The sequence below is a fragment of the Legionella bozemanae genome (assembly GCF_900450575.1).
Taxonomy (GTDB): domain Bacteria; phylum Pseudomonadota; class Gammaproteobacteria; order Legionellales; family Legionellaceae; genus Legionella; species Legionella bozemanae.
Genome location: NZ_UGGY01000001.1, coordinates 2,313,472 through 2,327,602, shown reverse-complemented (window position 1 = coordinate 2,327,602; position 14,131 = coordinate 2,313,472). Strand labels below are relative to the sequence as shown.

Below are 14,131 nucleotides of genomic sequence, written 5' to 3'. Positions count from 1 at the left end.
TCTTTAGTAGTGAGTTTTTGAAGCAGTCTAAATATTCAAATGTCTTGCTTCACCCAGGCTGCAAAGTCAGTTATTATAGCCCGATTATTTTATTCCTTACAATGTGGAAGATATTATGACAGTTAGAACCCGATTTGCACCAAGCCCAACCGGATTTTTACATGTAGGTGGAGTAAGAACTGCTTTATTTTCATGGCTTTATGCAAAACACCATCATGGTGAATTTATCTTACGCATAGAGGATACTGATCAGGAACGTTCAACCAAAGAATCGGTACGAGCTATTCTGGATGGCATGGCTTGGCTCGGCATGGATTATGACGAAGGCCCATTTTATCAAACCGAGCGTTATGAGCGATACAAGCAGGTGGCACAGCAATTTTTAGATGAGGGTAAGGCTTATCGTTGTGAATGCAGTAAAGAGCGTCTGGAAGCATTACGAACGGAACAATTAGCTGCTAAAGAAAAGCCACGCTACGATGGCTACTGCCGAGATAGAAATTTACCTATATCCGATAAGCCATTTGTGATTCGTTTTAAAAATCCTGAACGAGGAACTGTAACGTTTCATGATGAAGTATATGGAGAAATCCATGTGGCAAATAGCGAGCTGGATGATTTGATTTTGGTGCGCTCTGATGGTCATCCGACCTATAATTTTGCTGTGGTTATTGACGATATCGATATGAAAATCACTCATATAATTCGTGGTGATGATCACATCAATAATACGCCAAGACAAATTAATCTGTTTCAAGCACTTAAGGCTCCCATTCCAGTATTTGCTCATTTACCTATGATCTTAGGAGAAGATGGTAAGCGTTTGTCAAAAAGACACGGTGCAGTGAGTGTATTACAATTTAAAGAGTTAGGTGTTCTCCCTCACGCTTTGTTAAATTATTTAGTACGCTTAGGGTGGTCTCATGGCGATCAAGAGATCTTTAGTATCAAGGAGATGATTGAATGCTTTGATTTAAAGAATGTAAGTCGAGGGGTTTCAAGTTTTAACTATGAGAAATTGTATTGGTTAAATCAACATTATCAAAAAAATGATCCAGTCGAGGAAGTGGCTGAATCCTTGCGTTGGCACTTTGAACAGGCAGGTATTGATCTCTCCAAAGGACCAGAATTAACTGATTTAGTTGCCATTCAAGCTGAGCGATGTAAAACTTTGACTGAAATGTGCCAAATGAGCCTGTACTTTTTTACTGATTCGATTGAATACGATGAAGCTGCAGTAAAAAAACATTTACGTCCTGTTATTTTAGAGCCATTGACTGCACTTTATGAACGTTTACAAGCGGTAAAATCCTGGGAAAAAGATCCGTTGCAAGAATGCATTAATGATGTGAGCGCGCAATTTGATATTAACATGGGAAAAATAGCACAACCATTACGAGTAGCGGTAACAGGTTCTGGTATGTCGCCGCCTATCGATATGACATTGACTTTATTAGGAAGGGAAAGGGTCTTAACTCGCCTTCAAAATGCCTTGGAACAATTGAAAATCAGAGCTCAAGCAAGTAATTGATAAGTACCCTCAAGGACTGCAGGTTGACGCATGTGTGACCTGTAGACTCTGTATATTCGAAAAGTATAGTGTCATCCGCTAAGTTCTGGACAAGGCGCAAGTAAAGTGAGGTGAAGAAGCGTACTCAAGTACATGACCGAGCCGAACAAGCTTGCAACGATGTAAAGAACTTAGAGGTGTCGCTATATCATGTACTGTTGAATCGACAAACACTTTTATGAAAAAAAGGATGAGACCTTATGAAATTAAAATCGCAATTCTTGGGATTTGTCTTAAGCGCTTTTTTGGCTTCGCCAATACTTTATGCTGGTTCTGAGGTTTCTTCCGAACTCACCAATCAATTACAAAAAGAGATTGAGGCTTATTATAAAAAGTACAGTAAAAAGGAGAGATTTACTGCTATTGCCGCTTCTGTCTTGATTCCTCAGAATCAAATGAATTATAAAAAGGAAATCAAGACAGTGGCGCACGGTACCATGGGGTATCCTCCTTTATCCCAACCTATTACCTCAAATAATTTGTTTGATATTGGCAGCATTACCAAATCCTTTACTGCATTAATTCTTTTGCAATTGCAGACTGAAGATAAATTGACTCTAGACGATCCCTTAGGTAAATGGTTACCGCAATATCCTAATTGGAAAAATGTCACTTTAAGACAATTATTGAATATGACAAGTGGTATACCAAATTATTCTGAAGATGATGAATTCTCCAAAGAAATGGAATCACATTTAGATAAAATTTGGACGGATGAGGAACTGCTTAAATATGCTCACCCTGAAAAACCACTTAAAAAGAGAAAAGGAAATCTTTTTGAATACTCTAATTCCAATTATATTCTTGCTGCTTTGATAATCGAAAAAATTACCAACGATACTTTTGAAAACCAATTAAAATTGCGAATTATTAATTCAAAAAATGGATTAAATGATTCATTTTATCCTGCCGGACCCGATGGTCAATCTGTAGAAAAAGCAATTGAAAATCGCAGGGTACATGGGTATTTATATGATGAGAAAAAAAATAAACTAATTGATACACTCACCAATGACTTATCTTGGGCCGGCGCTGCTGGGGCAATTGTTGCCACGCCGGAAGATGTAGTGCATTGGGTGCAATTGCTCTATCATGGAACTTTAATTAAGCCCATTTTTAGAGAGCGAATTTTAGCTGAATTAGAATCTGTTGTATCTATGAAAACAGGAAAGCCAATTCTTCAAGTGACTGAAGATGATCCTTACGGATTTGGATTGGGCGTAGGGTATCTTTATGATAAAGATCTCAAGCAAAGTTTTTGGGTTTATAAAGGAAGCACTTTAGGATTTCGCGTGATGTATTTTTGGCAACCTTGCAATAATGTTACTACAGTGGTTGCTTTAAATAGCAAAGGAGGAGAAGGGAATCCGGATTCTAAATTAGGCGATGAGATCATGGAGGCGAACCAAAATTTGTACAAAGTGATTTTGAAAAACCATCCTGAATTGCAGTGTATCTCGTGATTCTGTCTTTATCCTTCTTCCTTTTTTGAAGGGCTTTTATTCAAGCTCTTCAAAAAAATTACAATGAAATTAACCTCATCAAATTGTAGTACAGATATAATTCGCGTGATATAATTCGACAATTTGGACCATTAATAGACATGCAAAGTAAGAATCAATTACCTGAGTCTGACTATCAACCACCTGAATCCCTGAATGTTAATAAAAAAACGGATCATTTTTTTATTTCAATTAATAAAAAAAAGGGACATTCTTTTATTATGTTGGGAGTATATGATCAAAATAAATTCCGGCATGTACTTTGTCGCGTTGGTAAAGTTGCCGATTTTGAAGCCGATGAGAATGGGGAAGTGAATTATCCCGCTAAATTGCAATTTCTTTGCAATGCTCTTTTTTTTGCTAGTAAAGCATTTTTAAAAAATGAAGGCGTTTCGCGAAAAAAAAGAGGCGATGTTCCAATTACTTACCAAGCTTATGATATTTCCTATGAGCAATATATAGAATTTGTGAGAATATTAGAATCATTGCGACGTCATGATGCATATAAATGTTATAAACCTGATTCAGCCGCTGATTCCTTTGCAATTGGGAGAGATGAAGTCACGTTGACGCTTACCAGTGAAAAAAAATTACCCCCAGTAAATGTAAAGAAACTAAATACGAATCTTCTGGAGTTGAATGTAGGTAATACATGCAGGCATTCAGCAATTGCACTCATTGAAGAAGTCCAACATGCGCCAATTTCTTCTTTGGTTTCATCTAGTTTTTTAATGAATTTACCTTATGAAACGGTATTGGAATATGGCCATCCCAGTGAAAATATACCGTTCTATGTGCTTCCACCTCCTCCAGGGTCTTTTCATGAGTCGGACAAGGCAAAAGAAAAGGTAATTACAAAGTTATACTTACGAATGGAAAATATGTTACTCCTTGAGCCTAATTCCCAGTATACTCAGGATAAGTTTTTGAAATTGAAAGAATTGTATTTAAATATTGTGGGGCCGCAGAAGGGTTTATCTCTTAATGAATTGCTAAGAAGCATCCATACCTGGAAAGAGGAAAAGAATAATAAGCGAGTATTAAATGTTTTAAGAAAAGAATATTTCTGGGATTCTCTCCCTTTCATTAAAAGACAATCGGCTACTATGAATTTACTTGCAGAAGTAGAAGATGATCTTGCAGCAGAAATTGCGAATAGAACGTTTGGTTAGAGGGGCTAATTTTAGCAGTGTTCAATCGTGTACAAAAAGCATATTATAAGTAGTTTTTGAGTTTTCTTTTAATATATATACCTCTTGGTATTAACTATGAATCAAAGGAGTGAATATGAAGCTTTATTACACCAAATCAGCGTGTTCGTTAGCTGTACGTATCGTTCTTAATGAGTTAGGTCTTGATTTTCAAGATGAAGAAGTTGATTTGCAAGCGAAAAAAACACGCTCAGACAAAAATTATTTATTGATTAATCCAAAAGGTGCAGTTCCTGCACTTCATCTTAATAATGGAGATTTGCTGACTGAAAATCAGGTGATTTTGCAATATTTAGCAGATACCACCCCCGGTCAAAAGCTGTTGCCGTCAGTAGGCGATTTAAGAAGATACCACACTCTAGAATGGCTCAATTATGTTGCTACTGAATTACATAAAACAGTAGGCATGTTTTTCTATCCTAATCTTAATGAGGAAACAAAAAACATTTTTACGTCCGTAATTAATACCAGATTGAAACATATTAATGAGCGTCTTGCGAATGGGCCTTATTTGATGGGTAAAGACTTTACCTTACCAGATGCTTATTTATTCGTCATAATACGATGGACTCATTATTTTAAAATGGATCTGTCACCTTATAAGCATATAGAAGAATTCATGAGCATTGCTGCAGAGCGTCCGGCTATTGTGACTTCCTTGCAACAGGAAAAACTATAATAAGCGCTTATTCCTCTATTAAGAACGTTCGTATTGAATATATCCATATGCATTTAAATTCGAGCGTTCCCAAAATTTTTTGCTCCGGAATAAGGTAATTACAGACTGTAATTATTTTGGGAGGCAAATTGTGCCTATAAAAGCTGCTTTTCAGGGTGGAATAGATCTTAATTTTTTTCCACAACGTAAATTTGAATCAATTGATGGTGTAGAGCCGGAGAAGCAGGCACCAATTATTGCTCGGAATGCGGTACGGCTTTTAATGATGGGGTGGACGGAGCAGTGGACAGATTTTTTAACTTCTACAGTAGCCCATGCTATTTTTGTACAACGTGATCATGAATTATTAAGAGAATTACGTTTTGCTTTCCAACAAGGTTTTTCAGAGCTTTTTGAACAACTTAAAGAGAAAAAATTAACGGACATACAACAAGAACAAGTTAATCTTTACTTGAGTAATTGTTTAACCTTACTTCCTTACAGCGATTTAACTCCTTATGAATCCATAAAAATCCCTCAATGTATTGATGGACATTGGGAGCTAGTCGAGTATCAGGTTAAGCCAATTGAATTAACAGAACGATCAGGATGGCAGAACTATTTTATCCATGATAAAGATCGTGTTTTTGCTTATGGGCTTGAGCCAATTTTTAATGAGAAAGCAGAGTCACATTTAATTTTTATGGGAACAACCTATCCAGCAGGACAAGGTTTTTTACCTCAAATTAATACTGATTCTAAGGGGTTTTCCACAGTTGGTGAATCTCTTTATCGAATGGGACGAAAAAGAATTCATGAATGGCTCAATTCACAGAAAAATAAGATACATGTATGTGGGGTAAGTTTGGGAGGATCTTTAAGCTTATTGCTCGCTATTGATAAAGGAAAGTATAAGCTTTCACGCGTTGACGCATTAAATCCTGCTGGACTTCATGATTCCTGGTTTAAAAGAAGGTATGATTGTTGGGATAAGTTGACTGAGAAACCAGAAGTTGTTGTGCAAAAACAAGGAAATGATCCCGTGTCGGCTTTTGGGATTTGGAAGGATGATTGGTATATTATTCAGATAACCCCTCCAAAAGACAAACAGGGACCAAATCGTTTTTGTGACCATTTTTTAAATTATGCGGGTTTTGCAGATACAATTTTTACTTACATTGAGGCTGATCTGGATAATGCCAAACGAAAAACACGTAATTTTTGGCTTTATACACTGGGTAGAACCTTAGTTTATAGTCTTTTTTTACTTCCGTATACTTACGGAGTTCGACCTTGGATGTATTTTCTTATAAAAAATTGGATGATCTCTATACCTGTATTGGAAATTCTTATTGGGACATGTCTTGCATTTGTCGGTATCTTACCTGCACTTTCTTTTCTGAGCATTGCTGGAGGTTTATTTGCAAGTGCTCTTATATTCTCTTATTGTTTTGCAGATAAAAAAAGCACAAAAGCCTCTGTCCAAGATGAGCTTATAGAGAAAGAAGGGCTTGCACAAATGCATAATCCTTTGCTTTCTCGAAATCCAACTATGGATATTTATAATGAGGATAATGCAGTTCATATTGATTTGACTTATCAACAAATACATACCTATTATCATGTAATGCGTTGTCTTGTAAAAGAAAAGAACTTTCTGCCGGATGCAGAAAAGAAATGCAAACACATTGATGGGCTTACCAAAAAAACTTTGCTCGAAGAAAGTTCAGATTCCCAGAAAGCTAATTGTATCATGCCATTTTACGTTACTCGAGCAAAAGCTGCTCATATACGGCACACCTTGACTTTAGTAGAGCGGTTAGGAATTGAAAACACAAATCTAAAACCGAATTTGGAAAAATGCTACGCTGAATATTATGTTGGTAAACACATGTTTGAAAGTCTATCACCTTAAGGATTTGCTAAATTAGTTTATAAAAGTAGGACTAAACGTAGAGCCTCATTGGTGGGCTTTGCAAGCTCTGTATTAGCTCATATAGTTATAACCATTTACCAATCGCCGTCAATGGTTAAACCTGTAATAGAAAACCCGGATTATACAATAATAATCCGAGCTATATTATTAGACGTTTCAGCAATCGTATGTTAGTTTTTTTAAAAGCATTAAAAACGAAAAATCAGATGGGCGGCGACTGAGTAGAGAAAGGGATAATATGCGTCTGCTGGGTTAAGTTGCGATTCTCCGTATCCGGCAGTAAAAGATCCAGCAATTTCTCCCATTATCCGCTCTGTAAAATTATAATTTACTCCCACACTAAAAGTAGGTCCTGGACGCCAATCATCAACAACGATATCTTTGCGGTGTACGCCAGCCACTCCCGCACCGGAAAAAATTTTCATTTGCGAATGAGGAATAGGGACCATGAGTTTCCCCATCAAAGTTAAGACTTCAGTTTGAGATGTTAAAGTTTCTAAGCCATCATGATCGAAACTGAATAAGCTTGTAGGGTCGAAATTAACATTCGCTTCGGGAAAATGTGTGTAATTTACTTCAATTGCAAAGAAGTTAGTAAATTCATATCCTGCTAAAACACCCCATACGCTCCCGCCTTCTTCAACCTTTATTGGTGTTGAGAGCATAAGCGCAACATTTTGATTTTCTTTGGTGGGAACTAAGCCTTTCCATGTAGTTGAGCCAAAACCGCCTATTGCACCTACATAAAAAGGGTGTTGTGGTAGATTACTTTTCTCTGCTAAACAAGAAGACGTAGAAAGGAATAAGAATGAGAAAAAAAATAATTTTGATTTTTTATTATGCACAATAATTACTCTACCAAGATAGCTTTAATCATTAGAATTTCTGTTGGGCCGAAGCCCAACTTAATCAAATTTTTTTGACTTTGATAATTTAATAAAATTATTGACAGGATTTCCGAGTGGAACTACATATTCTGCCGCGAGAATCCACCCCACCAAGGCGGTAACAATTCCAATTATCAAGACAATCTTGTTTTGTAGTGTAGGGTTGTGCTGCGCAAGCTTTATCCAATGAGCCATATACACTCACCATACGTGCATAAAGCATATTCATATCTTGGCACATACCAGCAGGTAAACCAGAAGAGGTGCAATAACATGTTGCAACTACTTTAAATGAGGCACAAAAATTTAAATCATTAGTAGGAGCAGCATTACCACAAGGATTACCATATGAAAAAACAGAGAAACTTAGCAAACACATTAAACCTGCAAAAAATCCTCGTATCATTTTTAACATCCTCTATTTTATTTAGACCCGAAATTTTATCCAAGTAACTCTATCAGAAAATTAATCTGGCTGCAAAAGGCATTGGCATGAATATGTGATTTTAATGATGCAAAAAGTTAGGGTCTGTTTACATTTCTGCTATCTTGGCTAAATTGTCTTAATTTACCTAGCGAAATGCAAACAGATTAACTATTTTTGAGCGACACAGACTGGAGAAAGAGAATTCAAAAGATTCTGGATTCAGTGTTTATCTTAAAAAAATTGTTCTTCATGTTCATATTTTAGATTTTGTTCATTTGAATTTTTTTCAAGTGGCACAGAATCTATGATTTGAATCACTTCTCTTATAATTTTTTCGCGAAACTCGGGTTTTAAATTTGCTGAAATAATCAAGGAACGGGTATTTTGATTGTCATCGCGAATGAAACTGGCTTCAAAAATATAATCGATTGTTAATAAATCAATATTATCGTTTTTAATCGGCTTTGTATTAAAACCAAATAATTCCGGATTTTTACCAGGAGGTTCAATAAAATTACTTCTGATGTTGAGATTAATAAGAAAGTTGGTATTTCGCTTAAATGCAATCATCCGACTGCCACATCGTTGTAAGATTTTTCGGTAAATCGAAGGAATTTTAAGTAGATTTATATAGAGTGGGGTAACTAAATGTGTAATGAAATTTTCAATTATATTAGGCTTAAAAGAGTTGATAGAGCAAAGCTTCACTAAGTTTGAGCAATATTGATAACGGCTCGTATTAATCGTGGTATGACGTATTTGTTGGGCCAAGTCCATTAATGTTGCAGTAGCATCAAGAATAATTTTAATAGGTTCAACTCTTAGAAAACAGCCAATTGTATTATCATAAATCGAATTATCGCGTGTTGATTGAATGATATTCATATGAGTAGAAGGTATTTCACTTTTATGGCTGCCACTGCAATTTCGTAAAGCCAATGCAATTACCGCACATAAAGCATTACTCATACTGATATGGTTTTGTTCACAAAAAAGTTTGAAATGATTTAATGATTCCTCAGATAGTACTGAATATGTTGAATAGGGAATATTTTCAGCTTTCATATCCCGGACTACATACTCTTCTGGGAAAGTAAATAAATTGGCATCTTTAAGGTACTCCTTCCAAAATGAAGCGCCTTCTTCCTGATGCATTTTCATTGCCGTTCGTTCATTAAAAATATGCTCTTTAAACTGGGAGTCCGCTGAGATTTTATCAAGTGTTAATTGGTTGTACTGCTGATAAAATTTAGATAATTCAGAGAATAAAATATCAATACAGTGCTCATCGGAAATCAGATGTGGCATGCAAATCTGCAGTTCTGATTCATTTTCATGTAAGTAAAATAATTTGCCAATAATCAAAGGAGTTTTTTTAGGCCAAGGATAAAAGTTAATTAATTGGGTCATTGATTTTTGTAATTTTTCTTCACTTTGTTGCGTAGAAAGAGATGTAAAATCGGTCACATCCAGTTTAAATGACCATTTTCTTTGTATTTTTTGAGCAGGTTTTAATTTGAATATCTGGTAAGTCAATGTTTCATGTTTTTTTAAAATTGCTTGAAAAGCAAATTCTAAAGCCAGTTCATTTAAGCGGCCGTTCAAGCGCTTTCTAGCAACAATATTCAATTTTTGCGCTCTAGGTTCAAATGTATTTGACATCCAGAGCAAAAATTGAAAATCACTAAGAGGAATATGGGGTATTTTATGATTATTAAGAATTCTACGTGGATGTTTTTTCTTGTTCTTTTTTGTATTTTTGATGATTGGGACTAATTTGGCAATGTTTGTTGCTTTATAAAAGTCATGGAGGCTGATGTTTCTGCTTAATTCATCATTTATTTTTGAAATGATACGTGCTGCTGATAAAGAATGCCCCCCTAAATCAAAAAAATCATCATGAATACCGATCAGCTGAATGCCTAATTCATCTGACCAAATTTGCGTAAGTTTTTTTTCTAAGGCAGTAACAGGCTCAATATAATTATGGCGTACAGTGAGTAAAGGGACGGGCAATGATGACTTATCCAACTTACCATTCGCGGTTAGAGAAAATGAGCCAACTTTTACAAAAACTGTTGGAATCATGTACTCAGGTAAATATTTTTGTAAATGCTGGCGTATTTGATTCGTGTTTAATATGGCATTGTGATTTTTTAGAACGTAATAGGCTACTAATCGTTGCTCTCCAAAAGAGTCTTTTTGAGCAAGTAGCGCAACCTCTTTAATCTCAGGATGAGTAATCAAATGTTTTTCAATTTCACTAGGTTCAATACGATATCCCCGTATCTTGACTTGTTCATCAATTCTTCCCAGATATTCAAACATTCCATCAGAACGTTTTTTACATAAGTCTCCCGTTTTATAAAACCGGGTTTTATTTTTTATAATAAATTGCTGTTGTGTTAATTCCGGTTGATTTAAGTAACCACGAGCAAGACATTTTCCGCTTATAAATAATTCGCCTGGTTCTCCATCTGGAACAGGTTGATGATTGGTATCAAGAATAACGCCATTCATATTGCTACCTGTTATTCCAAGAGGAACATTGGTATCTAAGTTCTCACAGTTTAAAATATTTACTTCATACGCTGCGATTGCTACGGTTGTTTCTGTTGGACCGTATTCGTTAAATAAAATGTGTTTAGGGTATAATGCAAGCCAGGATTTGCATTCAGCAGAGGATAGATTTTCTCCTCCCAGAATGATGGAATGCAGGTGTGGCAAGACAATGAAATTATTTTTTGCTTCATGCAACAGTACTTTAAAATAACTCGGAGTCAACTTCATGATATTAATTCGTGATTTCGCTAGATAGTGCAGATAAGAGCGTACTTCTTTTTTAATAACATCATCACAAAGAACAACAGTTAACCCAAGCATTAGCGGAACAATTGTAGTCGATACGGACATATCAAAAATAGGATTTGCAGAAAAATCAATTCGTTGTTGCGGCTTGCAGCGGGTGTAGTCGGCAAACCAATGACAGTAATTGACGACGGAACCATGCTCAATAAGCACGCCCTTAGGTGTTCCGGTGGATCCAGAAGTATAGATGATATAAGCTAAATTCTCTGGATTATTTGCTAAAGATGGATTGTCACTTGCTTGTTTCTGGATATTCTTACTCTCTAAGTCAAGTAAAATTACAGTTCCTTGATATGCTGTAAATTTATCTTTGAAAGCGGACTTTGTGATTAAAATCGGCGTCTGGCTATTATGAAGCAAAAATAATAAACGTTCTTCAGGTTGCGATGAATCGATAGGTAAATAAGCACATCCTGCTTTTAAAACAGCAATAAGTGTTATTAGAAAATCAAATGAACGGTCTAAACACAGAGCAATAGGGGTATCTGGCTTTAAACCTGTGTCCTGTAAGTAATGAGCGAGTTGGTTTGCCCTTCGATTCAACTCACTATAAGTCAGTTTATCATTTCCTCTTAGAGCGGCAATATGGTGAGGAAAATGATGAGCATACTCTTCAAATAAGGCTTGTATTATTTTTTTATTCGCCATTTTTTATCCCATATTCGGCAGTTAAGGAATAATGCGAAAACTAAAATCTTATCCTGAAGCTAAAGGTTTTTAGTTATTATGAAGTTTCATGAGCTCAGTGTTATTTAAATTCCTTTTCTGCCACAAAATAGCTAAAAAACCTTTAAATTCAGTATAGTAAACACTCCCGGTATATTCAACTTAAGTGATGGATTACAGCTTAGGCAGGATTCGATCCAACCATTTGGGGAGATACCAGACCCAAGACTTAAAGAGAGCCATTGTTGCGGGAACTAAAAAGCTTCGTATCAAAAAGGCATCTACGAAAATAGCAACTGCGATGCCAAGGCCAAATGCTTTGACCATTAATACATCGGCGATCAAAAAAGCACAGCAAATCACGATGACAATCAGTGCAGCACTTGTAATAATACGGCTGCTTTTTTCAATACCAAAAATAATACTCTTGTTGTTATCTTTAGTTAACTGATGTGCCTCTTTAATTCGAGTCAATAAAAATACTTCATAGTCCATTGAAAAACCAAAAAGAGCACAAAATATGATGACTAATAAACTAATATCGAGCATTCCTTGTGGCTGGAAGTTAAGCACTTCAGCGAAATACCCTTCCTGGAATATAAAAACCAGGGCTCCATATGAAGCGCTTAGGCTTAATAAGGTCATTACAATTGCTTTTAATGGCAAAAATAAAGATCTCAATAATAGAAGGAGTATCAGATAAGAAAACACCATTATCCAAAGGATGGCATAAGGGAGATAATGATAAATACTATGAAGCACATCAATATTACTCACAGCTACTCCAGTAACTTGTACCTTTAATCCCGAGCCTAATTTTGTTTCCTGCAACTCATTAATAAGCTTTTTGGTTTCTTCGGAATCTGCTGGATATTTGCTGATCACATTAATGACTGCCATATGTTTGGTTGTCGTTGTTTTAAGCAATTGTTTCACGCTCGGATCGAGTAATTTTTTATCTAAATGATAAAGAGTGTAATATTGTCCCTTTTTTAGATCCGAATTACTGCTGATGATGCCATTGACTTCTTTGACCAGTGGATTGCGTTTTAGCTTTTGGACTAAATTATATATTTTAGAAAGATTCTGGCGTGACAAAATTGATGAAGACGGTGATTCGATAACCAATATTACAGGATTTAATTGTTCAATCTGAAATTTCTTTGCATACGTATCGTAGAATGCTCGATTTTCTGATTTTTCTGGGAAAATGCGATAATCTGAAATACCAAACTTTGACACTAACAAAGGGTATCCCAGTACCAATAAAAAAATAAGAATGGGGAAGAAAAAGAGAGTAGGATGATGAACTACTCGCTCTGCAAGCCAGCGCCAGCAACTGGCATTATTTTTGTTCTTAAATAGACGTACTGAGAGCAAGTTAATTTTTGATTTCAGAACGGCAAGAATTGCTGGTAAAAATATAGTGGATATGAGTACTGCGAAAAAAACAGCAGCTAAGCCGCCGACTGCAACTGAAAAAAGAATATTGACTGGAAATAAAAATAATGCACTGAGGCTCACAAAAACAGCTAAACCACTAAAGAAAATTGCTTTACCTGCGGTTTCTTGAGTGGTTGCTATCGCCTTTTCAATATTTAATCCATTCTTTAATTCATCTCTAAATCGACTAATAAAAAATAATGAATAATCCAAGCAAAGACACAGGCCGAGTAATAAGGCAATGTTGACGGTAAAAATAGAAAGGGTAAACAGATGTCCTAAAAAATAGAGTGTAGTTAGGATAATTATGGCGCATCCGCCTCCTAAAATAATGGGGAGTGCTGCTGCAATTACTGATCCAAATACAAGAATTAAAGTGATAATTGCTACTGGGGTGGCAACCATATCTGCTTTAAAAAGGTCTGTTTGTGTTTGTTGATTCACATTTTGTACAAAAAGTGGTTCTCCGCCAATTTGCACGGTCATGCGTGACGGTTTTTTTATTGATTCTGTAAATTGTTTTAATAAGTCATCGCTAAGCTGTTTATTGCTTTTGATGATCACCACAACATAAGCTGTATGTTTATCCTTGGAAATTTGATGGGTGTCGTCAGGATAAATAATTTCGTGTTTAATTGGAAAATCGTTTAAATCGGATAATGATGCTTTAATTTTTTTCTTAAATTGAGCCTGGGTCGCTAAAAGTTTATCGCTATGATACATAATAAGAAATTTATTCTTATCGTTATATCCCAATTTTTTATTCATATAATTTTCAGCAAGGGCACTTGCTGAACTTTCATCAATAAATCCAGTAGTTTTAAATGGATCAACAATGTGCGGTAAAAAGGGGATGCAGAGTAATATAGCAAGCACCCATAAGCCTATAATTGGCCAACGAAGCTTATTTATCAATCTTCCTAATCGGTACGACAGTGCTTTTTTTTGCATTTTTATCGTCGG

Annotated in this window: 9 protein-coding genes; 5 read left to right on the top strand and 4 right to left on the bottom strand. The window is 35.7% G+C overall.

Translation table 11 applies throughout. The features are described 5' to 3' along the window. Nucleotides 1-115 precede the first annotated feature (115 nt). The 5 genes from gltX (at nucleotide 116) to DY223_RS10150 (ending at nucleotide 6,856) form a co-directional block, all read left to right on the top strand. Nucleotides 116-1,531 (top strand): glutamate--tRNA ligase, encoded by a 1,416-nt coding sequence (gene gltX / locus DY223_RS10170; RefSeq protein ID WP_058458887.1) that lies wholly within the window; start codon nucleotides 116-118, stop codon nucleotides 1,529-1,531. A 239-nt stretch (nucleotides 1,532-1,770) separates the two neighbouring features. Next, nucleotides 1,771-3,033, top strand: a complete 1,263-nt coding sequence (locus DY223_RS10165) for a serine hydrolase domain-containing protein (protein ID WP_058458886.1) — start codon at nucleotides 1,771-1,773, stop codon at nucleotides 3,031-3,033. A gap of 140 nt (nucleotides 3,034-3,173) precedes the next feature. Beyond that, nucleotides 3,174-4,244: a hypothetical protein gene (locus tag DY223_RS10160; RefSeq protein WP_058458885.1), complete on the top strand. Its 1,071-nt coding sequence runs from the start codon at nucleotides 3,174-3,176 to the stop codon at nucleotides 4,242-4,244. Between the two features lie 115 nt (nucleotides 4,245-4,359). Beyond that, nucleotides 4,360-4,962, top strand: coding sequence for a glutathione transferase GstA (gene gstA / locus DY223_RS10155; RefSeq protein ID WP_058458884.1), 603 nt, complete (start codon nucleotides 4,360-4,362; stop codon nucleotides 4,960-4,962). A 130-nt stretch (nucleotides 4,963-5,092) separates the two neighbouring features. Beyond that, on the top strand, nucleotides 5,093-6,856 hold the full coding sequence (locus DY223_RS10150) for a hypothetical protein (RefSeq protein ID WP_058458883.1): 1,764 nt from the start codon (nucleotides 5,093-5,095) through the stop codon (nucleotides 6,854-6,856). A 209-nt stretch (nucleotides 6,857-7,065) separates the two neighbouring features. Here DY223_RS10150 and DY223_RS10145 read toward each other — a convergent pair whose 3' ends face one another. The 4 genes from DY223_RS10145 to DY223_RS10130 form a co-directional block, all read right to left on the bottom strand. Beyond that, nucleotides 7,066-7,722, bottom strand: coding sequence for an outer membrane beta-barrel protein (locus tag DY223_RS10145; protein ID WP_058458882.1), 657 nt, complete (start codon nucleotides 7,720-7,722; stop codon nucleotides 7,066-7,068). A gap of 97 nt (nucleotides 7,723-7,819) precedes the next feature. Further along, nucleotides 7,820-8,170, bottom strand: coding sequence for a hypothetical protein (locus DY223_RS10140; protein WP_058458881.1), 351 nt, complete (start codon nucleotides 8,168-8,170; stop codon nucleotides 7,820-7,822). Between the two features lie 252 nt (nucleotides 8,171-8,422). Next, nucleotides 8,423-11,707, bottom strand: a complete 3,285-nt coding sequence (locus DY223_RS10135; protein ID WP_058458880.1) for an amino acid adenylation domain-containing protein — start codon at nucleotides 11,705-11,707, stop codon at nucleotides 8,423-8,425. A 192-nt stretch (nucleotides 11,708-11,899) separates the two neighbouring features. Next, nucleotides 11,900-14,119, bottom strand: a complete 2,220-nt coding sequence (locus DY223_RS10130; protein ID WP_058458879.1) for an MMPL family transporter — start codon at nucleotides 14,117-14,119, stop codon at nucleotides 11,900-11,902. Between the last annotated feature and the right edge of the window lie 12 nt (nucleotides 14,120-14,131).

What these genes read in the sequence shown, in the direction of transcription:
- gstA (WP_058458884.1), top strand. Translation starts at nt 4,360, where the DNA reads ATGAAGCTTTATTACACCAAATCAGCGTGTTCGTTAGCTGTACGTATC.
- gltX (WP_058458887.1), top strand. Translation starts at nt 116, where the DNA reads ATGACAGTTAGAACCCGATTTGCACCAAGCCCAACCGGATTTTTACAT.
- DY223_RS10135 (WP_058458880.1), bottom strand. Translation starts at nt 11,707, where the DNA reads ATGGCGAATAAAAAAATAATACAAGCCTTATTTGAAGAGTATGCTCAT.
- DY223_RS10160 (WP_058458885.1), top strand. Translation starts at nt 3,174, where the DNA reads ATGCAAAGTAAGAATCAATTACCTGAGTCTGACTATCAACCACCTGAA.
- DY223_RS10140 (WP_058458881.1), bottom strand. Translation starts at nt 8,170, where the DNA reads ATGATACGAGGATTTTTTGCAGGTTTAATGTGTTTGCTAAGTTTCTCT.
- DY223_RS10165 (WP_058458886.1), top strand. Translation starts at nt 1,771, where the DNA reads ATGAAATTAAAATCGCAATTCTTGGGATTTGTCTTAAGCGCTTTTTTG.
- DY223_RS10130 (WP_058458879.1), bottom strand. Translation starts at nt 14,119, where the DNA reads ATGCAAAAAAAAGCACTGTCGTACCGATTAGGAAGATTGATAAATAAG.